Genomic DNA, 21,314 nt, shown 5'->3' with positions numbered 1-21,314 from the left:
ACGGTCAGACAGCCAGGAATCGCGGGGGTGGGCGCCTCAGCGCTGCGCGAGTGACTTCAGCCAGTCATCGGCCCCTTCGGCGCCGCGTGCCTGCGCCTTCTTGAAGGCCTCACGCGCGGGGTCCAGCTGGTCAAGCTGACGGGCGACCACACCGCTGAGCAACCAGTGACGCGCGGAATCATCCCCACGCTCACCGGCACTGGCCAGGGCACCGCTCGCGATATCCCAGCGCCCCCAGTCATAGGCCAGTTCCGCCAGCTGCCGAGCATCCTCGACACGGCCACTCTGCTCGGAAACCGTCGCCCACGCCGTCAGCGAGTGCTCGATGTCGCGCGCCGAGGTCCAGGCCTCTGCCAGCTGACGACGCAGTACCGGCGTGTCTACCAGCAACGGCTGCCCCTTGGGAGTTGCCGACGTCGAAAGTCCCGCCTCGATCAACTCCGCGGCCCGCGCCGGCGCGCCGGCGGCCAGTTGCAGATCGATGCGCTGCTGATAGGCCTCGCGCCCACTGACGATTCCCGCCGCCCAGGCGGCTTCCCAGGTACTCGCCGCACGCCGCTGCTGATTGAGACGCTGATAGAGCGCCACGGCGCGCTGCCAGTCCTGCGCATCCCGCGATTCGCCAAGTCCCTGCTCGACCAGTGCCACCGCCGCAGCATGGCGTCCCGTCTGCTGATAGACGCTGACGGCAAGTTTCAGGCGATCGCCTTCAGGCGCACTCGCTCTGCTGGCCCGCTCCAGCCAGTCCTCGGCCCGCGACCACTGGCCACGGTTGGCTTCCAGGCTGACGGCCAGCCACAGATCATCGGCACTCGCCGAGCCACCATGCAGGTACTCCGCCAGACGTGCGGTACCGGCTTCCTGCTCTCCCGCCCGCAATCTCAGCATGGCTTCGCGCCGCAGCCACTTGCGCGCCTGACTGGCATCGACGCCCGGCAACCGGCGCGCTTCGCCATAGAGACGCGCCGCCTGGGCCTGATCCCCTTGTCTTGCCCGCGCACTGGCGGCCAACGACAGATACAGCGCACGCACCTCGCCACGTTGCTGACGGGCTTCCCGCTCGGCACGCTCGCCGACCTCGTCGTAATCCCCCTCCTCCAACCGTGACTGGAGCGTGCGCAGCTGCCCCGCGACCTCCGCCGACACGCGCATGGCCCCATTAGCGGTGGCGACGCCCCCGACCTCCATCATCAGCATCAGACAGGTGGAGACCAGGGTCACGCGCGTCAGGCGACGCCCGCCGCGACGAATCGCCGTCATCAGACGAGCGCCGAGACCTTCAGGCGTCGCTGACTCGGCAGGCGCCTGTCGCGTGGACTGCACGCGCGGTGAGCGCTTGGCGGAATGCTTGTCTTGGTTCGACATCGTACGGATATCCTTTGCTCCACGACTCAAGTACGTCTCAGGCGTCATGCCTGCCATCTGCTTGCAACACCAGCTCTCTTCTACACCAGATTCGCGGCGAAGACATGAATGACAGGTACCGCTTTGCATGCGCCCGGGTTGCCTCAACGCAACTGGAACTCAAGCCGTTGACGCGCCTGACGCGCTGTCTGGGCCGCCGGGAACTCCCAGCGCGCGATGGCCTTCATCGCGGCGCGATCAAAGACACCGGAAGGCTCTGCACGCACCACCCTCAGCGAACTGCCATCGACATTGCCATCCGGACGAATCACGAAGGCCACCTCGACGAAGCCCTCGATGCCACGCCGGCGTGCACGACTGGGGTACTCAGGCGCCGTGCGCAGCGTCGGGCGGGGCGAGCCCCCTTGCGCCGCGGGTGCCGGGGTCGACTTGGCCTCCGATCGAGAAGCACTGGCGGTGGCCTGGGCACTGGACTGGGCTGACGCCTGGGAGGCGGGTGCCGGGGCCGGCTTCGGCGTTGGCTTGGGTTTCGGATCCGGTTTCGGCTCCGGTTTCGGCTCCGGTGTCGGTCTCGGCGGACGCTTCACCTCCAGTGGCGGCAGGCTGTCATCCAGCGTCAGCTCCGGCGTTGGCGGCAGTGGTGTCTTGACCTCAGGGATCGCCACCGAGCTTGTCACCTCTGGTGACGGCATCGGTGCCGCTTTAGGCGGCGGCGGTGGCTCGGCCGGTGGTGTCGGCAAGGCCTCTGCCGGCGCCGCTTCAGAGGCGGGAGCCTCCTCAGGCGCCTGAACGGTCGAGACCGACAGCGGCTCAGGCGCCGGCGCATCGTTCACCGGCGGCGCCACCAGCAGCGCCAGGGCATAGAACAGGGCCAGCGCCAGCAGGGCTCCGCCCAGCAATCCGATCAGTCGATTGGCATACAGACGTCGCGTCATGTCATTCGCCTTTCGATGCCGCGACCGCGATGTCCTGCACTCCCGCACTGCGCAGCGCATCCATCGTCTCCACCAGCAGCCCGGTCCGCGATTGACGGTCCGCCTGGATCACCACCGGTTGGCCATCGGCCAGCTCCGCTACCGCGTCCCCGACACGGTGGGCATCCACCGGCTTGCCATCGACCCACACCGCGCCCTCGGCGGTGATCGCCACCATCACGGCGGCATCCGGACGCGCCGTGGCATGCGAGGCCTCGGGACGCTGGATCTCGACCCCCGACTCCTTGACGAAGCTGGTGGTGACGATGAAGAAGATCAGCATGATGAAGACGACATCCAGCATTGGCGTCAGGTTGATCTCGCCGCTGTCTTCCGCGGCTTCCATGCGACGTCTACGCATGCGGTGTCTCGCTTGTATCAGAGGAATCGGAGTCAGACGCGGTGGACATGCCGCCAGGTACCTTGCCCTTGCGGGCATCATCCACGGCGCGCGCCAGGCGGTCGTGCAGGCGTTGGTCTTCACGACGCACGACACGCTCGAAACGGGTCACGAACAACAGTCCCACCACCGCCACTGCCATGCCGGCCAAGGTCGGCAAGGTGGCACGCGCCACGCCATCGGCCATCGCTCGCGCCTGGCCGGTACCGGCGATCGCCAGGGAATCGAAGACGTGGATCATGCCGGTCACGGTACCCAAAAGGCCCGCCAGCGGGCAGGTCATCACCAGCAGCTTGAGCCACGGCAACGGCGCGCGCAGGCGCGACAGCAGCTCGCGGGTCAGTACCTCGCGGTGAGTGAGCGCCGACCAGCTGTGGTGCTCGCTGCGCGCCACCCAGTCGTGGATCAACTGGCGGCGTGCCGGCCGATGCACCAGCCGCCAGTAAAGGCCGCGCTCCAGCGCCAGACCGAACAGCAGCATGGCGATCAGGCAGATCACCACGATCAGAGGCCCGCCGCTATCCACCAGCCGCATGACCGGTGCCAGCGCACCGGGCAACAGGGAAGAAGAGGCCAGCGACTCAGGCATGCTCGGTTTCCCGCGTGCGGGCATTGGCCGTCGCCGCGGCGGCGGGCGCACGTCGCTCGAGGTGATCCGCCAGACGCGCACTGGCACGCCCTTCCAGGCGCCCCATCAGCCCCTTCGACAGGCTCGACAGACCGGTCTGCGCGAACAGCAGCGGCACGGCGGTGATCAGACCCAGCACGGTGGTCACCAATGCCTGGGAGATGCCGCCGGCCATCAATTTCGGATCGCCGGTACCGAAGACGGTGATCGACTGGAAGGTGCCGATCATGCCGGTCACGGTGCCCAGCAGGCCCAGCAGCGGCGCGATGGCCGCCAGCAGCTTGACCAGTGCCTGACCACGTTCCAGCTTCGGTTGCTCGGCGAGCAGCGCCTCATCGAGACGCGCTTCCAGCGCTTCCGGCTCATGATCATGACGCATGCCTTCAAAGCGGGTCAGCACGCGGCCCAGCGGGTTGTCATCCTTGAGCTGGGTCAGATCCGCTTCCTGACGCTTGACCGCGCGCCGCGTGGCCGTCAGGCGCACCAGCTGGATCAGCGCGATGATCAGCCCCAGCACGCCAAGCCCGACGATCACGTAACCGACCGCCCCGCCCTGCTTGAGTCGCTCGGTCAGCCCCGGCGCACGTGACAGGGCGCGGGTGACATCACCCCCGGTGGGATCGAAATCGAGTCGATCGGTATCGCCGGCATTGAACGCCGCCAGCTGATCACGCATGGTCGCCGGTGTCTTGCCGGCAAGGCCGAGACTTTCCAGTGCGCTTGCACCATCCACGGCCTTGTCATCGGACAACGGTGAGAGCAGCAGGTCGCCACTGAAGGCCATCTGCTCGCCGACACGCACGATCTCACGTGGCTTGATGCTGCCATCGGCACCGGCCAGCGGTGCCTTGAAACGCAGCGCACGGCCACTTTCGCGGGCGATGCTGCCGATGTCGGCCGTCAGGGCCGCGAGTCGCTCACGACCGGGCACTTCATCCCGCGGACCAAGGTCCGGCAGTCGGGCCTGCCCACCAGCCAGCAACCAGTTGCCGGCCACCCCTTCACGGACTTCCCGCGCATGCTTGCGCGCCACCGTGAAGACCTGGCCGAGATCCCCCTGCTGCGCCTGGCGCTCATCATCCAGGCCGCTGAGGGTCGCCTGCTGCTGCTTCGCTTCGGCTTCAAGGGTCTCGCGCTTCTCGCGCAGGCTGTCACGTTGCGCCTCGGCCTTGGCCACGGCCGCCTTGAGCGCTTCACTGTCCGACAGCAACGTCTCCAGGCGTGTCTGATCGCGACCTTCCGCCTGTCTGGCCGCCTGCTCGAACTGCTCGACGCTCAGTGCCTGTGCCGCGGAGCCTGTCACGGCATGTGCCGGCAGCGCGCCCATGCCGAGCACGCCCAGCAGGCTCACGCCGAGCCACCCGCGCTTGAGCGCGCCAGACATCGACAGTGGCGGGAATGTCTTGTGCATCATGGACATCAGCTGGACTCCTGCGCGGACGGGGTAGACGAAGCGGCATTGGAGACAGCCTGACGAGAGGCGTCGAGCTCCACGTTTTCCACCGGGACGGACAGCGGCAAGGTGAGCAGTGACGGGGCCTGCTGGTCACGCGCCATGCTGATTCCCTGGCGCAGCTCGCTCAGCGCACTGTCATCCAGTACCTGCCAGCTGTCATTCTGCGTCTTCCATGCCCCGCCGTGCTGGCCATCCAGCGTCAGGTAATAAAGCCCCACGCGGCCGACACGCAGATATTGCACCTCGGTGTCCTCCGCACCGATCAGCCCTGCACGCCAGGTATCCAGGCCCTGGCCGTAGCTCAGCTCCTGCTGCCAGGCATTGAGCAGCTGATCGAGGCGCTCGTCATTGGTGAGACTGGCGTTGGACAGGTTGTCGCGCAGCCGTGCGACACGCGCCAGACGCTCTTCCTTCAGGAAGGGCAGGTCCTGCTCGATGAACGCTTCCAGCTCATTGACCTGCTCACGCAGCAGGCCCGGCAAGGACTCGCGGGTGGCCTCGAGATTCTCGAGCGCCGTGCGCTGACGCTCGATTCGCGCGGCACGGTCGGCATTGAGCGGGGTCAGTTCCGCGGTATAGCTTTCCAGACGCGCCGCTTCCTGACGCGCCTCGCGCAGCCTCACCAGCAATTCGCGGGTCTCGTCGTCAGCCGCGTCGATGCGCGACTGCAACTCCCCCTGAGTCTGCTGATGACTCGCCGCACTGTCACGCAGCGTCTGTGCATGAACCGGCAGACTCGTGGCACACAGAGGCACCATCAGCGCCAGCGCGGGCAGCATGCCGCCAAACGCGCGCGCCCTCGGGAAAGAGAAAGAAGTGGAACGCCGCACGGACATCTCCTGAAGAACAAGACTGGGTTGCATCCTCGGTCACTGGCCAAGCTGCCAGAAAGTCGCGAGTGGAAATGCAAATCACTGGCAGGGACGGTATTACAAACAAGAACAATTATCAATTGATCTCGATCCGCACTCGCCTCCATCTCTGCAATGCCGCGTTGCAGGCTTTCCCCTCGCGTGCCGACGCTCACGCAGAGCCTGTCAGATGTCATGCCCACGGGGTGCCATCCAGGCAAACGCCATGACGTGACGATGTCTGATCCGGGCACAAAAAAAACGCGACCCGCCGAAGCGGGTCGCGTTTTCTGCTCATCTCCGGTCCGGGTGTCCGGCGCCGGATGAGAGGTCAGCGCACTGTCTTACAGCTTGCCTTCCAGCTCCGGCAGCACCTCGAACAGGTCACCGACCAGACCGTAGTCCGCGACCTGGAAGATCGGCGCCTCATCATCCTTGTTGATCGCGACGATGACCTTGGAGTCCTTCATGCCCGCCAGGTGCTGGATCGCACCGGAGATGCCGACGGCAATGTACAGGTCCGGGGCAACGATCTTGCCGGTCTGGCCGACCTGCATGTCATTGGGCACGAAACCGGCATCCACGGCGGCACGTGAGGCACCGATGGCGGCGCCCAGCTTGTCGGCGATGCCGTCGAGCAGTGCGAAGTTCTCACCGTTGCCCATGCCGCGGCCACCGGAGATCACCACCTTGGCAGCACCCAGCTCCGGACGCTCGCTCTCGGCCAGCGTCTCGTTGACGAAGCTGGAGACACCGGCATCCTCGACGACATCCACCGCCTCGATGGCCGCCTGGCCGTCAGCCGCCACCGGGTCGAAGCCGGTGGCACGCACGGTGATCACCTTCAGGACGTCGTCACTCTTGACGGTCGCGATGGCGTTGCCGGCATAGATCGGACGCAGGAAGGTATCGGCACTCTCGACCGCGATGATCTCGGAAATCTGTGCGACGTCCTTCAGCGCTGCCACGCGCGGCATGAAATTCTTGGCCGTGGTGGAAGCACCGGACAGCACATGGCTGTAGTCGTCCGCCAGCGCCACGACCAGTGCCGAGACATTCTCCGCCAGCTGATGGGCGTAGACCGCGTTGTCCGCCACGCGCACACGCTTGACGCCGGCAAGCTTCGCGGCCTGCTCGGCAACGCTCCCGACACCTTCCCCCGCGACGAGAACATCGATATCGCCACCGATGGCGCTGGCAGCCGCTACCACACTGGCAGTGGTACCTGTCAGCTGGCCATCGTGATGATCGGCAATGACGAGAATGCTCATGAGATCACCTTTGCTTCATTCTTGAGTTTGTCCACCAGCTCATCGACGGAGCCGACCTTGACGCCACCCTGGCGCTCGGCCGGCGGCGTCACCTTGACCAGCGTGACCTTCGAGGCCGTGGAGACACCCAGCTCTTCCGGCGTCTTGACGTCCAGCGGCTTCTTCTTGGCCTTCATGATGTCCGGAAGCTTGGCGTAGCGCGGCTCGTTGAGGCGCAGGTCCGTGGTGACCACCGCCGGCAGGCTGAGCTTGACGGTCTGCAGACCCCCGTCGATCTCACGAGTGACGTTGACGCTCTCGCCATCGACTACCACCTCGGAGGCGAAGGTGCCCTGCCCCATGCCGGTGAGCGCCGCCAGCATCTGGCCGGTCTGGTTGTTGTCGGCATCGATGGACTGCTTGCCGAGAATCACCAGGCCAGGCTGCTCTTCCTCGACCACCTTGGCCAGCAGCTTGGCCACTGCCAGAGAGTCGACGGCGTCATCGGTCATCACCTGCACGGCGCGATCAGCCCCCAGCGCCAGCGCGGTACGCAGCTGTTCCTGGGCGGCCTTCGGCCCGATGGTCACGGCCACGACCTCGGTCGCCACGCCTTTTTCCTTCAGGCGTACCGCTTCTTCCACGGCAATCTCGCAGAAGGGGTTCATGGCCATCTTGACGTTGGTCAGATCCACGTCAGACTGATCCGCCTTGACGCGAATCTTGACGTTGTAATCGATGACGCGTTTCACCGCGACGAGTACTTTCATGGTGTCCTCGCTGATCTCTCATGGAGCGAGAGGCTGCTCGAGGCGCCCCCGCTCGATTCATGCAAGCGTTTGATAGGTGAATATCATCCAAAATAGGTCGTGCTGACAAGCACCGCGTCACGGCACCCCATCCCACGACCCGAAGGCATGCTGCCTGCTGCTGGCGAACGCTGCTCGCCGGCCGTTGACAACCGGCCCTGATGGCAACGGATCATCATTCTCATGGGGGCATCTTGCGCAGAATTGGGGGTCGGGGTCAAACCGGAAAGCCACCATCCGGGTGCCCGGACATGAAACCCGTCAGGCGATATCCTGCAACACGCCGTGTGGCTATTACGTCAGACCCAAGCATAATAAACAAACGGTCGTTTTAAATGCTACTGTTGCGGCATGCTATGCGGCTGCCTTGCGCATGACAGCTCGCCACGACGGGATGGGAGCCATATCCTTCACTGTCGACACGACGAGCACAGCATCGTTTTTTGCTTTGGCGAGCCACCGCCCTGACGCGCGCCGCCGAAGATCAATAGCCCTGCGATCAGCAACGACTGATCGTGATACGCCCACCCCGCCGGATCCGCGGGGCCTGATACAGGGCATCAAGATTGAGGAGACGGGTCATGGAACGCGAATTCATGGATTTCGACGTCGTCATCGTCGGTGCCGGGCCTTCCGGCCTGTCGGCGGCCTGTCGACTGATGCAGCAGGCCAATGAGGCGGAGCACGAACTGACGGTCTGCGTGGTCGAGAAAGGCTCTGAAGTCGGCGCCCATATCCTGTCAGGCGCAGTGCTGGAGCCACGCGCACTCACCGAACTCTTCCCCGACTGGGCCGAGCGCGGCGCGCCGCTCAATACCGCCGTGACCCGTGATGAAGTCGTGCTGCTCAAGGATGACCAGAAGGCACAGGTCATCCCCAATGCACTGGTTCCCAAGACCATGCACAACGATGGCAACTACATCATCAGCGCCGGCAACCTGACCCGCTGGCTGGGCGAGCAGGCCGAGGAACTGGGCGTCGAGATCTTCCCGGGCTTCGCCGCTCAGGAAGTGCTGCACGGAGAAGATGGCACGGTGCGCGGCATCGTGGTCGGCGACATGGGCGTGGCCGCCGATGGCAGTGAAAAGGATGGCCACATGCCGGGCATGGAACTGCGCGGCAAGTACACCCTGTTCGCCGAGGGCTGCCGCGGGCATCTGGGCAAGCAGCTGATCTCGCGCTTCTCTCTCGACAAGGACGCCGATGCCCAGCATTACGGCATCGGCCTCAAGGAGCTGTGGGATGTCCCGGCCGAGCAGCATCAGCCGGGGCTGGTAGTCCACGGCAGTGGCTGGCCGCTCAAGGGCAACGCCGAAGGTGGCTTCTTCCTCTATCACACCGATGACCAGCAGGTGGTGGTCGGGCTGATCGTCGATCTCGCCTACGACAATCCGTGGCTGTCGCCCTTCGATGAATTCCAGCGCATGAAGCAGCACCCGACCCTGGCTCGGCACCTCGAAGGCGGCAAGCGGGTCTCCTACGGTGCACGCGCCATCGCCAAGGGTGGCCTCAACTGCCTGCCGAAGATGAGCTTCCCGGGTGGCCTGCTGATCGGCTGTGATGCCGGTACGCTCAACTTCGCCAAGATCAAGGGCCTGCACACCGCGATGAAGTCCGGCATGCTGGCGGCGGAGAGCGTGTTCGCCGCCATCAAGAGCGGCGATGAAGGTGGCGAGGACCTCGTCGACTTCGGCAAGCGCTTCCAGGACAGCTGGGCCCATGAGGAGCTGGATGCCTCGCGCAGCTTCGGCCCGGCGATGCACAAGTACGGCACCTTCCTCGGTGGCGCCTACAACTTCCTCGACCAGCTGATGGGCGGCCGACTGCCGACCCTGCATGACACCACCCCGGACTACGCGCGCATGCGCCCGGCGGATGAATGCACGAAGATCGAGTATCCCAAGCCGGACGGCAAGCTGTCCTTCGACAAGCTGTCCTCGGTGTTTCTCTCCAACACCAATCACGAGGAAGACCAGCCGTGTCACCTGCGTCTGGCAGACCCGGCGCTACCGGTGCGTGACAACCTGCCGCGCTTCGCTGAGCCGGCCCAGCGCTACTGCCCCGCCGGGGTCTACGAGATCATCGAGGAAGCCGGTGAGCCGCAGTTCCAGATCAACTTCCAGAACTGCGTGCACTGCAAGACCTGTGACATCAAGGACCCGGCGCAGAACATCACCTGGGTCGCCCCGGAAGGTGGCGGTGGCCCCAACTATCCGAACATGTGACCCATCGCTGCCCGCCAGCTGACAACGCCGCCGTGGCCCTGCCGCGGCGGCGTTGTCATTTCTGGCCTCCCGTACGGAGCTGCTCCGTGGACCGCTGCGCGGTCCGCTTCAGCAGGGAGATGTCGCGCTCTCACGAGGGCGCTTCTTGTGTTATTCCAAAACAGTCTCAAATACTTCATTGATATAACTTTCCATGGATAGCACATTAGCCATCCTTGATTTCACTCACTCCAACGGGGTCAGACGGCGCAGCACCCGAGCGTCGACTCGCCTCTTCCTGACTTCCCTTGCTTCGGAGCCACCATGTCCGTCACTCGTCAGATACTGCTCGCCCTGGGGCTGGGTATCCTCAGCGGCCTTGCCCTGAACGCCGGAGCAGGTGCCTTGCCCGAGGGCAGTGTCGCCTGGCTCGACGCCAACCTGCTGACGCCGGTAGGCCAGATCTTCCTGCGTCTGCTGCAGTTCGTGGTGGTACCGATGGTCTTCGGTGCCCTCATCCTCAGCCTGACCAGTCGCGAAGGCGGTGCTGACGTGGGCCGCCATGCCGGGCGTCTGCTGGGCAGCTACGTGATCACCAGCGCCGTGGCGCTGACGCTGGGCATGCTGGTCGCTCATTGGCTCAGCCCGGGCAGCGGTGCCGAGAGCCTGGTGGACTCGGCGCCTGAAGGCCGCAACGCCGACAGCATCGCCCAATGGCTGGTGGGCCTGGTGCCCAACAACCCCTTCACGGCGCTGGGTGGCGGCGGCCTGCTGCAGGTCATCTTCGCAGCCGCCTTGATCGGGCTGGCGATGCGTGCCCTGCCGGAAGAAAGCGCGCCGCTGCATCGCGTGATCGAAAGCGGCTACACCGTCAGCCTCAAGGTACTGTCCTTCGTGCTCAAGCTGGCCCCGCTTGGTGTCTTCGCGCTGATCACCTCGGTGATCGCCACCCAGGGGCTGGATCTGCTGATGCGGCTGGGCATGTACGTGATCGGTCTGATCATCGCGCTGGCCTTGATGGCACTGCTCTATCTGGTGCTGCTGGCCGTGACCGGTGCCCGCCCGCTGGCCTTCATGCGCCACTTCGGCCAGAGCCTGGGCTTCGCCTTCGGTACCGCCAGTTCCGGTGCCACCCTGCCGCTGGCGCTGGGCAATGCGCGCGACTACGGCATGCAGGAATCTCTGGCCAGTTTCGCGCTGCCCTTCGGTACCGCGCTCAAGCGTGATGGCGCCGCCGTGCTGCAGGGCTTCAATGCGTTGTTCGTCGCGCAGCTGTTCGGTATCGACGTCACGACGTCACTGGTGATCACCGTCTTCACCACCGGTCTGCTGGTCAGCTTTTCCACGGCGGGCGTGCCGGGTGCCGGGCTGGTCGCGATGACCACCGTGCTGGGCGCGGCGGGTCTGCCGCTGGAGGGCGTGGCCGTGGTCGCCGGCGTCGACCGCTTCACCGACGGCCTGCGCACCGCCCTCAACGTGATGGGCAACTGCGCCAACGCTGCCCTGCTGGAGCGCTTCGAGTCGCGCAAGCCTGCCGCGGAGCCCAAGACGCCAGCCTGAGCGCGCACGGAAAGCGCGCCCCACAAACGACAACGCCCGCCAGAGGTTTCTCTGGCGGGCGTTGTCGTTTCGGCAATATCCGTGTCGGGCTTGCCTGAATGCTACCCTTCGCTGGCCTCGCCGGTGGCGACCGGGCGTTCGGCGTCACTGATCCAGTCACTCCAGGAGCCGGCGTACAGACGCGGCAGCGGCAGTCCCGCGATCGCGAAGGCCAGGATATTCTGACAGGCGCTGATGCCGGAACCGCAATAGGCGATCACGGCGCTGTCATCCGGCAATGTCCGGCGCAGCTCGCGCATCAGGCTCATGCGGTCCTTGAAGCGACCATTGGCCTCGAGATTGCCGGGGGTCGGGCGACACAGGGCGCCGGGGATATGGCCGGCCACCGGGTCGACCGGCTCCTGCTCACCGCGAAAGCGCGCTTCACCACGGGCATCCAGCAGCACCGCCTGACTGTCCACCTCCTCGGCAGTGACCAGCAGGCTGTCGTCAAAGCTCGGCTGCCAGTCACTGGGCTCGGAGGTCACTGGCTGGGAGGGAGCGCGCTTGAGCTCGCCCATGGCCTGATTCCAGGCCTGGATGCCGCCATCCAGAACACGCACATCCGGATGCCCGGCCCAGGTCAGCATCCACCACAGGCGCGCCGCCGCCATCTGGCCGCCCATGTCGTCATAGACCACCACCTGTTGCTCGGGCGTGATGCCGAGACGGCGAAACAGCTCGGCTGTCGCCTGGTGCGACGGCAGTGGATGACGACCGCCCACGCCCTCCTCGCGCACGGGCGCGGAGAGATCACGTTCCATATCGACATGGATGGCCCCTGGCAGGTGCCCTTCACGCCACATCCGCTCGCCCGCCTCGCCATCCTCGAGGCGAGCGCGGCAATCCAGTACCACGGGGGACTTGAGCCCTGCCATCGCCAGCTGGGTCACCAGCTGACTGGCGTCGATCAAGGGTGCCTGCCGCTGGACCGGGGCCAGCAACGATGAGGTGGAGACGGAGGCTGCCGCCAGTGCGGCAGGATCGGGATACTGGGCCATGGGAACTCCTTTCCAGCGGACGGTGACGCCATGAGGGCATGATGGCCCTCACGTCGATGATTGGCAATCGCGCACCTTGCCACCCTGGGCGTCTGGTCTTACAGAGCGGACAGTGGCGCACGCGAGGCGATCAGGCGTCGCTTGCTGCCATCGGCAAAGCGCACTTCGACCAGCGGATTGGTGTCATTGCCGGACACCTCTTCGATCACGCCCTCGCCAAAGGTGTCATGAGCGACACGCTGCCCCACCTCCCAGCCACCGACGCTTTGCAGCACGCCAGACACCTCGCTGCGAGGCGAGGATGACGTGCGGGAATGACGGCCCCCGGAACGAGGCTGACGCCGGCTGGATGCGGCGTCAGCGGTCTTGCCTACGCCACCGGGCTTGCTCTGTTGCTCGGGCCTGGGCGAGGCCTCAAGCGTCGGCGGCGTGATGCCATGACGTACCAACGGCAGGCGTGCCAGATAGGCCTCGCCAAGGGCTGGCGCGCTCACGCGCAGGGTCTCGGTATTTTCAGAGGACGCCTCGCCAGGGGCCGCCTCGCGACTGGGTGCGTCGCCCTCACCGGCCTGCTGGCGAGCGAGCTTGGCACGCTTGCCCGCACCGTGAATCCAGTCACCGAGGCGGGAGCAGTCCTCTACACACAGTTCCGCCAGGAAGCGACTCGGCGCATGGGTCCCGCCATCCCGCCACAGATGCAGCTGTTCGCGAGCACGGGTCACGCCGACATAGCACAGACGTCGCTCTTCCTCGAGGCGCTCCGGCGACAGCGGGTTGTCGCGCGAGTAGGCCGGGAAGTCCTCTTCGTTCATGCCCCAGAGGCCTACCAGCGGCCATTCCAGCCCCTTGGCGCCATGGACCGTGGTGATCAGCACGCCATCGGCGGCATCCTCGACCGGATTGCGCAGCAGGTTGACGAAGGCCTCGGGGTCGTTGGCAAGCTCCCCCGCCTGCTCGATCAGCACGTCCAGCAGACGCACGTCCTCCTCGCCCTTGTCCCGTCGGGCCGCGGCCCGTCTCAGCACCTTGTCGGCTTCCAGCTCATCGACCACGTGCCGCAGCAGCCGCGCGGGAGCCCAGTCGCCCAGCGAAGGGAGATCACACAACAGCTTCCAGCGCTTGTGCAGGTTGCGGCGCTGCAGCGGCTTGAGCCCTTCGAGAATCGGGTCTTCCTTGCGCGGCCAGCGCTGGCTGTCGGCCAGTTGCTGACACAGACGCTCGAGGCGCTCGCGCGCGACGAAGGCGGTGGGCTGGGTGAACAGCAACATCAGATGTGCCGGGTCGCGCAGCCGCGTGGCGTCACGCGCAAGCTCCAGATAGCCTGCCAGCGCCTGCACCAGTGGCAGGCGGAACACGAAGCGATCGCCCTGCCCGAGACGGAAGGGAATCCCGGCCTTCAGCAACTGCAGCTGCACCGGCACCGACAGCGCCCAGCTGCGCACCAGCACGGCGGCCTCGGCACCGCTGCGCCCGGCGTCCCGCCAGGCGGTCAGCGCCGCGACCAGACTGGCGGCCCCCTGCCCTTCGAACAACCGCGTCGGCGGTGTGCCGGGTGCAGCCAGACACAGCTGATCCGGTCGGCGCGCATTGGCGGCGATCGCGTGATTGGCCGCCAATGCCAGACGATGACCATGGCGAAAGGTGTAACTGAGCGGGAAGTCCAGCGGGGACGGGAAACTTTCGGCGAAACGCGTCAGCATGTAATCAGGGCGGGCGCCACGCCACTCATAGATGCACTGGTTGGCGTCACCTACCGCCATGACTTCTGCCACGGTGCTGGATGATTCGCCGGTGACTGCCGGCGAGGAAGCCTCAGTGGACGGCGCACCGGCCAGCAGCGCCAGCATGCGCTGCTGCGCCTCATTGATGTCCTGATACTCATCGATGATGACGTGCTGCAGATGCCCCTGGATGCGCGCACGGGTCTCCGGCTCCTTCTCCAGCTGACGCAGCGGCCGGTAGAGCAGATCGGCATAGGTCATCTGGCCATGCTGCTCGAGCAGCTGCTCAAGCTGGGCGAAGGACTCGACGAAGTGACCGGTGTGCTCACCAAGGTTCATGCGCTCATACAGCAGCGTCGGTTCGCACATCTCGGCCTTGACCAGATCACAGAACTGGGCAAGCGCTTCGAGACGCTCACCTTCCAGTGCCGCCTCACGATCGGCGCGGTCGGCATCGCCCAGGGCACGCTGGGCGGCCTGCTTGAGCAGCCGCTCCAACGCCCAGTCCTGCTGGATCAGCTCGCGCGGCGCCAGACTCCCCCAGCGCACCAGGGTAGTGGTCAGGCGATGACCGATGGAGTGGAAGGTGCGGACATCCGGCAGCCGCGTGCCCGGTGGCGCCGACTGCGCCAGCTTGGCGACGAAGTCCTCGCGCGCCGAGCGGTTGAACATCAGCACCAGAATCCGCTGCGCCGGAATGCCTTCCGCCAGCAGACTCAGCACTCGCGCCACCAGCGTGGTGGTCTTGCCAGACCCTGCCACCGCCGCGACCCGTGCGTGTCGTCCGCGATGTGCCACCACGGCACGCTGCTGATCCGTCAGCCGTTGCGTCAGCTGGCCGACGGCGTGCGCGAGCGGCGAGACCGGTTCCGCACCGCCGGTGGCGACATCATCTGGCGTGACACCGATGGTCTCGACAGGGGTATCAGGCGCGACTGGCGGGAGAGTAGAAGACATGAAGACCTGCAATGGCTGACGAGGGACGGCAAGGATGCCATGCGTCGTTGATGAATACGGTTCAGGCGGCGCTGCCGCGGGCGATACCGGGTGGCTCAGGTGTCGAGGTCACGGGCACTCAGTACGCCGAGCATCTGCCAGTGGCCGTCGCTCATGAAGCCCAGTGCCTGATCGCCATTGTCCAGCTCGCGCATCTCGGCCTCTTCCAGCAGACGATAGTAGAGATTGCGATGCAGACGAGCGGCGAGTCCGAAGCGCACCGGCGCTTCCGGCAACCACAGGCCATCCGGTGTCTCGCTGAGCGTCAGACGGGTATCCCCTTCCAGTCGCACGATATCACCCTGGTCGGTGACCAGCTGCCAGATGTCCGGCTGAGGCTGAGGCTCAGCCTCTCCGAGTGCTGCCTGTCCAGGCTGTGTCTGACCAGGCGGTGTCTGACCAGGTTTAGACTCGACACGAGAGCAATCCACCGCCAGGAAGGGGCGATCCTCGACCTGGATGGTGACCTTCTCCGCCGGCGTGACCAGGCAGTAGCTGCCATCGGGTTCGCGCCGCATGACCCGCGACAGCATGTGCACCAGCCGTGCACGACCGATCGGCGTGCCTTCATGCACCCAGCGACCATCGGCGCGGATGACGAGATCCATCTCGCCGCAGTGCTCCGGGTGCCAGGTCTCCACCGGTGGCAGTGGCCCATCCTTGCCGGCCCTGTCGCCCAATCGAGTGAGAATGGCGGCTGGATTCATGACATTTCCTCCCTGCCTGGCGTGTCACGCTGCCCGTGGGCGCTCATCCGTCGATGAGCATGCCGCTGCTGGCCAGCGCTTCGCGAACGTTGTCCGGGGCTTCCGGCGCGGCGGCGCGGAACAGACGATAGAAGTTGGCGGTGGTCTGCATCGCCAGCTCATCGACGGTGATGCCGCGCTCGGCAGCGATACATTCGGCGACCTCGACCACGTTGCCCGGCACGTTGGAGGTGCCGCGGTACGGCACCGGCGCCAGGTAGGGGCTGTCGGTCTCGATCAACAGGCGATCCAGCGGGATGGCGCGCGCCAGCTCGCGGACATGCTCGGCATTGCGGAAGGTGACGATCCCGGAGATGGACACCATGAAACCGTGGCCCACCGCGACACGTGCCATGTCCAGATCTTCCGTGAAGCAGTGCAGCACGCCACCCACGGCGGGATCGGTATGCTCCTTGATCAGCGCCAGGGTGTCCTCGCGGGCTTCACGGGTGTGGATGATGACCGGCAGCTCCAGCTCGCGCGCGGCAATCAGATGACGCGTGAAGCGCTCGTATTGCAGTTCACGGCTGACGCTCTCGTAGTGATAATCGAGGCCGGTCTCGCCGATGGCCACCGCACCGAAGCGCTCGGCACACTTCTTGATGTCCTCGACCGAGGGCTCCGGGTCTACCTGATGCAACGGATGCACACCGGCGGAAATCACCACATCGTCATGCTGTCGGGCGATGGCCGAAATCTCGGGCACATCGTCCAGCGTGACCGCGATGGCGAGGAATTGATGCACGTGACGGGCGCGTGCGGCGTCCAGCACGGCGTCAAGGCTGCCGCCATGTTCTTCAAGCTTGAGGCGATCAAGGTGGCAATGCGAATCGACAAACATCCGGAAACTCTCAGACTGGGGGCCACGCGAGGCATGGCGAAAATATGAACGACCGACACGCCAGCATGGCGGCGCCGGTCGGGGTGACAGGCAGAGCGGGGTCAGCTCATAGCGTATAGGTGGCGTGGCCCTTGCCCAGCATGCCGGCCAGATGGTTCTCGATATGATCACGCACCTGGCGGTCCTCTTCACTGAAGTGGATGCCGATGCCTGCGGTACGGCGACCGCCGACACCCGAGGGGGAGATCCAGACCACGCGACCGGTGACCGGAATGCGCTCGGATTCTTCCGGCAATGTCAGCAACAGGTAGACCTCCTGCCCCATGGTGTAGCGCTCGGTGGTCGGCACGAAGATACCGCCTCGCACGAGAGTCGACATGTAGGCGGCCAGCAATGTCTTCTGGTCGCGAATCGTCAGCGACAGTGCCTTCTGGCCTTGCTGTGGAGCGGTGTGCATCCTTCACCTCCGGCCGGTGATCCGGCGAATTCAGTCTCGTGGCTCGGCGTCTGCTCTTCTCACGGCGACGCCGAGCAGCGTGAATCTCATGGCGCCTGTCCTGCGGTTCGCGCGGCGCCTGCTGTCAGTCTAGCCCGCGGGGCACGTTGAGCGCTGCCTCCTGCTCACGGGCATCACGAACGCAGCAGCGCTGCCCAACGCACCAGCCAGGACTCCAGCACCAGCTGCGGGTTAGGGTTGCCCCCCGCCGCCAGCAGACGGCGCTGCTCACGGGCAAAGTCCAGCAGCTTGAACCAGTCACGGGTGCGGCCATTCTTGACCGCCTGACGCAGCAAGGGCTCAAGACTCGGGTCATGCAGCTGCGCGGTATTGCCAGACAAGCCCATGCGAATCAGATCTTCCAGCCAGGCAATACCGTACCACAGCACCTGCGACAGCGGTTGGCGCTCCAGACGCCAGGCTTCCGCCACCGGCTCTCCCCCGCGCACCAGCGCGTCGAACAGTTCACGCAATGCCTGCCTGAGCTGGCGCTGGTCCGCCTCGCCCAGACGCACCGCCAGCTGCGGCAGGCCTCCTGCCATGCGCAGCAACGATTGGGCATCTTCGCCCAGCTGCTCGCTCAACCACGGCAGACTGTCTTCAGCCGACGGAATCACCAGGGGCCACTGCTGGCAGCGGGAGCGAATGGTCGGCAGCACGCGCGATGGCATGTCACTGAGCAGGATGAACAGGGTGTTGGCGCCGGGCTCCTCGAGACTCTTGAGCAGCGCGTTGGCCGAGGCGATGTTCATCGATTCCGCCGGCTGCAGGCGAATGACACGATAGCCGCCCTGCTGGGCCGTCTGGGCGACGAACCGATTGACGTCGCGGATCGGGTCGATACGGATCATCTTGCCGACGTCCTGAGGTGACACCGCCATCAGGTCAGGATGATGCCCTGCCGCCAGCATGTGGCAACCATGGCAGTCACCGCAGGCGGCAGCACCGGGTTTGCCCTGTGCGGTGCGACACAGCACACGGGCGATCATCGCATCCGCGAGTTCCTGCTTGCCAAGCCCCGAAGGTCCGCTGAGCATCACCGCGTGCGGCAGGCGACCGCTGTCATGCACGGCGGTGAAGTGCTGCCACAGCGAGTGCTGCCACGGCAGCGGCGAGAAACTCGAGAGTGTCACCCCGTCATCACTGGATCGCGTTGCACTCATGCGGTCTCTCCTGCCTGCCAGGCGGCGATGCGGGCCGACAGCACGCCGGCGATCTCGGCCTGTACCTCTGCCAGTGACTGATCGGCATTGATGGTGGCAAAGCGCTCGGGGTCTGCATCGCGCCGCTGGTGATAGCCGACTCGCACCGCTTCGAAGAACTGCTCGGCTTCCTGCTCGATGCGATCCGCGCCTTCGCCGGTCTCGGCGCGCCGTGCGGCCAGACGCCCTCGTGCGGCCTCGACCGGCATGTCCAGCAGCAACGTCAGATCCGGCTGCAGCCCTTTCTGCACCAGGACTTCCAGTGTGGTGATGTCGGCCAGCGGCAAGCCACGCCCGCCGCCCTGATAGGCGAAGGTGGCATCGGTGAAGCGATCACACACCACCCAGGCACCACGTTCCAGCGCCGGACGAATGGTCGCGGCCAGGTGCTGGGCACGCGCGGCGAACATCAGCAGCAGCTCGGCATCATCGCTCAAGGCCTCCGCGGGGGCCGGGTCCAGCAACAACCGGCGTATGGCTTCCGCCCGCTCACTGCCTCCGGGTTCCCGCGTGCGCACCACCTCGATGCCGTGCGCCTCGAGTTCGGCGACCACGAAGGCGACATTGGTGCTCTTGCCGACACCTTCTCCTCCTTCCAGGGTGATGAAACGCCCCGTCGATGGGCTCACCTCGAGGGGGGGGGGGTGGAGAGAAGACGTCGTGCTTGCGGCGCTCGGACGTGAAGACATGAGGTTTCCTGATTCAGACGGCAGATGACTCGCGACGAAGGCCCACGCGGCATGGCGATGATCACCGGACCACGCGGACATTTCGCCTCATTCACGGCGTATTACCGGTTGAGAATATAGCGGCGCACGGCGTTGTTGTGCTCTCGCAGAGTGCGCGAGAAGTGGTGCTTGCCCTCGCCCTTGGCGACGAAGTAGTAGGTGTCGCCTGGCTTGGGGTGTACCGCGGCTTCCAGGGCGGCACGCCCCGGCATCGCGATGGGTGTCGGCGGCAGGCCGGTGATCACGTAGGTATTCCAGGGGGTCGGCTTGCGCAGATCGGCACGCGACAGCGAGCCATCATAATCCTCGCCCAGACCGTAGATCACGGTCGGGTCGGTCTGCAGGCGCATGCCACGCTCCATGCGACGCTTGAACACGCCGGCGATCTCGCCACGCTCTTCCGGGGCACCGGTCTCGCGCTCGATCAGCGAGGCCAGAATCAGGGCCTCGTACGCGGTGGTGATCGGCAGGTCGTCATCACGCCCGGCCCACACGTCCTCAAGCGTCTTGCTCATGCGCGCGTAGGCCTGCTTGTAGAGCGACAGATCGCTCACGCCCTTGTGATAGCGGTAGGTGTCCGGGAAGAAGCGCCCTTCCGGCTTCTCGCCTTCTGCCCCTACGGCCGCCATCAGTTCCTCATCGCTCATGTCGCGAGTCGTGTGCTCAAGCTTGGGTGAGGCGTCCATGGCGGTACGCATCTGGGCGAAGGTCCAGCCTTCCGGCACGGTCAGGGTATAGCTGACGACGTCATCGCTGGACAGCAGTGCCACCAGCTCACGCCCGTTGAGGCCCGGAGTGAGACGGAATTCACCGGCGCGCAGACCATTGACGGCATCAGGCTCCAGACGTGCCCATACCTTGTACGGCCAGCTGGCCTCGATGATGCCTCGGGATTCCAGCTCGCTCACCACCTTGGAGAGACTGGCACCGCGCGGGACCTCGAACAGCTGTTCCTGCTCGATCGCCAGTGGTGACAGCAACTGTGCCTGCCAGTAACGAAAACCCACCATACCCGCAGCCACGGCCACGACGACCAGCATCAGAAGGATCTTGAATACACGCATAATCGGATTTCCAGTCTTCATGGCGAAGAAGGTGTCTGCTCGGGAACGCCCCCGCAGCCTGGACGCCTTCCATCAATACGCGGGCTCGCCCAGCAAGCGCGCGACAATGTCGTTCAGTGACGCAAGCGCCGGATGCCCCTCATCACTCCATTGGGCCAGAGGCGCTCCCGACGCCGCCAGCAAGGTGCGCAGCGGCCAGACGCCCTGCACGGAATTCATCACCACCACCACCTCGGCCGCCCTCAGTGATGACAGTCCTTCGCGCACTCGCATGACGGGGAGCTCGGCCTCTAGCGCCACCAGCAAGGTGCCCTCGACACCGGCGCGATCCAGGCATGGCGTGAACCATTGCCCGTCGCGATACCAGGCGAGGTTCATGCTGGTGGCCTCGACGAGCTCATCGCTTGCCGTCAGCAACAGCCCCTCCCGGATGGCGGGGTCTGTCCACTCACGGCGTGCCAGCACATTCTCGAGCCGGTTGAGATGCTTGAGTCCCGCCAGCGCCGGCTGCTCCGCCACGCGCAATTCGCACACGCGCGCCGTGATGCCCTGACGGGCCTCACGATTGACCACAAAGGGCATTGCGCGTGCCCGCAGACGAGGTTCGGGTGACTCGGGTGCCTTGTAGCCACGACCACCGGACCCGCCGGTGACGACCAGCTTGAGCACCTCGAGCCCCTCGCCCCGACAGACGTCCAGACACGCATCGAGCGCCTGCGACGAGGGCACGGGCAAGCCAAGTCGCCGGCAACCACGGATCAGTCGCGCCAGGTGCCGTGACCATAGCTGCGGCTGGCCATCGCGCACCAGAATCGTCTCGAACACGCCCTCACCATAGGCAAGGCCGCGATCCTCCATGGGCAGGTCCGCCGCAAGCGAGTCGTGAAGCATCTCCTGCGTGGTACCGGTATGGTCAGCCGTCATCGATGCAACACTCCTTCGCGACATGCATGGCACACAAGGTGTCAGCAAGACATCGTGAT

At 65.5% G+C, this 21,314-nt stretch carries 19 protein-coding genes; 2 read left to right on the top strand and 17 right to left on the bottom strand.

From position 1 onward, the window contains the following. Positions 1–36: 36 nt before the first annotated feature. From AC26AR_RS04550 to AC26AR_RS04515, 8 genes are all read right to left on the bottom strand, one after another. Complete coding sequence (locus AC26AR_RS04550) at positions 37–1,365, bottom strand: hypothetical protein (protein WP_488107626.1); 1,329 nt, start codon at positions 1,363–1,365, stop codon at positions 37–39. 143 nt (positions 1,366–1,508) lie between these two features. Then, a complete protein-coding gene (locus AC26AR_RS04545; protein ID WP_488107625.1) occupies positions 1,509–2,300 on the bottom strand; it encodes an energy transducer TonB in 792 nt (263 codons plus the stop codon). A 1-nt stretch (position 2,301) separates the two neighbouring features. After that, on the bottom strand, positions 2,302–2,700 hold the full coding sequence (locus tag AC26AR_RS04540; RefSeq protein ID WP_077372126.1) for an ExbD/TolR family protein: 399 nt from the start codon (positions 2,698–2,700) through the stop codon (positions 2,302–2,304). After that, positions 2,693–3,328, bottom strand: a complete 636-nt coding sequence (locus AC26AR_RS04535) for a MotA/TolQ/ExbB proton channel family protein (protein ID WP_488107624.1) — start codon at positions 3,326–3,328, stop codon at positions 2,693–2,695. The genes AC26AR_RS04540 and AC26AR_RS04535 overlap by 8 nt, the downstream gene beginning before the upstream one ends. After that, positions 3,321–4,787: a MotA/TolQ/ExbB proton channel family protein gene (locus tag AC26AR_RS04530; RefSeq protein ID WP_488107623.1), complete on the bottom strand. Its 1,467-nt coding sequence runs from the start codon at positions 4,785–4,787 to the stop codon at positions 3,321–3,323. The genes AC26AR_RS04535 and AC26AR_RS04530 overlap by 8 nt, the downstream gene beginning before the upstream one ends. Continuing rightward, entirely contained in the window at positions 4,787–5,653 is an 867-nt protein-coding gene (locus AC26AR_RS04525) for a DUF3450 domain-containing protein (protein WP_167593047.1), read from the bottom strand. Before AC26AR_RS04525 ends, AC26AR_RS04530 begins: the two co-directional genes overlap by 1 nt. Before the next feature lie 365 nt (positions 5,654–6,018). Further along, positions 6,019–6,945: an electron transfer flavoprotein subunit alpha/FixB family protein gene (locus tag AC26AR_RS04520; protein ID WP_084209126.1), complete on the bottom strand. Its 927-nt coding sequence runs from the start codon at positions 6,943–6,945 to the stop codon at positions 6,019–6,021. Next, entirely contained in the window at positions 6,942–7,694 is a 753-nt protein-coding gene (locus AC26AR_RS04515) for an electron transfer flavoprotein subunit beta/FixA family protein (RefSeq protein ID WP_077372115.1), read from the bottom strand. Before AC26AR_RS04515 ends, AC26AR_RS04520 begins: the two co-directional genes overlap by 4 nt. 620 nt (positions 7,695–8,314) lie before the next feature. On the opposite strand from AC26AR_RS04515, the gene AC26AR_RS04510 reads away from it, so the two are divergent. Further along, on the top strand, positions 8,315–9,958 hold the full coding sequence (locus AC26AR_RS04510) for an electron transfer flavoprotein-ubiquinone oxidoreductase (protein ID WP_176492953.1): 1,644 nt from the start codon (positions 8,315–8,317) through the stop codon (positions 9,956–9,958). Between the two features lie 303 nt (positions 9,959–10,261). Further along, a complete protein-coding gene (locus tag AC26AR_RS04505) occupies positions 10,262–11,497 on the top strand; it encodes a dicarboxylate/amino acid:cation symporter (RefSeq protein ID WP_488107622.1) in 1,236 nt (411 codons plus the stop codon). 101 nt (positions 11,498–11,598) lie between these two features. On the opposite strand, the gene AC26AR_RS04500 is transcribed toward AC26AR_RS04505, so the two are convergent. The 9 genes from AC26AR_RS04500 to pabC all read right to left on the bottom strand — a co-directional run bounded on the left by AC26AR_RS04500 (position 11,599) and on the right by pabC (position 21,255). After that, a complete protein-coding gene (locus AC26AR_RS04500) occupies positions 11,599–12,537 on the bottom strand; it encodes a sulfurtransferase (RefSeq protein WP_488107621.1) in 939 nt (312 codons plus the stop codon). Positions 12,538–12,635: 98 nt separating this feature from the next. Next, a complete protein-coding gene (locus AC26AR_RS04495; RefSeq protein ID WP_488107620.1) occupies positions 12,636–15,215 on the bottom strand; it encodes an ATP-dependent helicase in 2,580 nt (859 codons plus the stop codon). A gap of 95 nt (positions 15,216–15,310) precedes the next feature. After that, the gene (locus AC26AR_RS04490; protein WP_488107619.1) at positions 15,311–15,961 is read right to left on the bottom strand and encodes a DUF1285 domain-containing protein; all 651 of its coding nucleotides are present in this window, start codon (positions 15,959–15,961) and stop codon (positions 15,311–15,313) included. Positions 15,962–16,004: 43 nt separating this feature from the next. After that, positions 16,005–16,841 carry a TatD family hydrolase gene (locus AC26AR_RS04485; protein ID WP_084209132.1) on the bottom strand — a complete coding sequence of 279 codons (837 nt, stop codon included), beginning with the start codon at positions 16,839–16,841 and terminating at the stop codon, positions 16,005–16,007. Positions 16,842–16,947: 106 nt separating this feature from the next. Further along, the gene (locus AC26AR_RS04480; RefSeq protein ID WP_077372097.1) at positions 16,948–17,298 is read right to left on the bottom strand and encodes a PilZ domain-containing protein; all 351 of its coding nucleotides are present in this window, start codon (positions 17,296–17,298) and stop codon (positions 16,948–16,950) included. 173 nt (positions 17,299–17,471) lie between these two features. Further along, positions 17,472–18,500, bottom strand: a complete 1,029-nt coding sequence (locus AC26AR_RS04475) for a DNA polymerase III subunit delta' (RefSeq protein WP_488107618.1) — start codon at positions 18,498–18,500, stop codon at positions 17,472–17,474. Continuing rightward, the gene (tmk, locus tag AC26AR_RS04470) at positions 18,497–19,228 is read right to left on the bottom strand and encodes a dTMP kinase (RefSeq protein WP_488107617.1); all 732 of its coding nucleotides are present in this window, start codon (positions 19,226–19,228) and stop codon (positions 18,497–18,499) included. The genes AC26AR_RS04475 and tmk overlap by 4 nt, the downstream gene beginning before the upstream one ends. A 101-nt stretch (positions 19,229–19,329) precedes the next feature. Beyond that, on the bottom strand, positions 19,330–20,331 hold the full coding sequence (mltG, locus tag AC26AR_RS04465) for an endolytic transglycosylase MltG (RefSeq protein WP_084209134.1): 1,002 nt from the start codon (positions 20,329–20,331) through the stop codon (positions 19,330–19,332). 72 nt (positions 20,332–20,403) lie between these two features. Then, positions 20,404–21,255 carry an aminodeoxychorismate lyase gene (gene pabC / locus AC26AR_RS04460; RefSeq protein WP_289862918.1) on the bottom strand — a complete coding sequence of 284 codons (852 nt, stop codon included), beginning with the start codon at positions 21,253–21,255 and terminating at the stop codon, positions 20,404–20,406. Positions 21,256–21,314: the final 59 nt, after the last annotated feature.

Source organism: Cobetia sp. PS-4MA (genome assembly GCF_057670765.1).
Note: the sequence above shows the minus strand (reverse complement) of the source record. Positions and strands in the feature narration are given on the sequence as shown.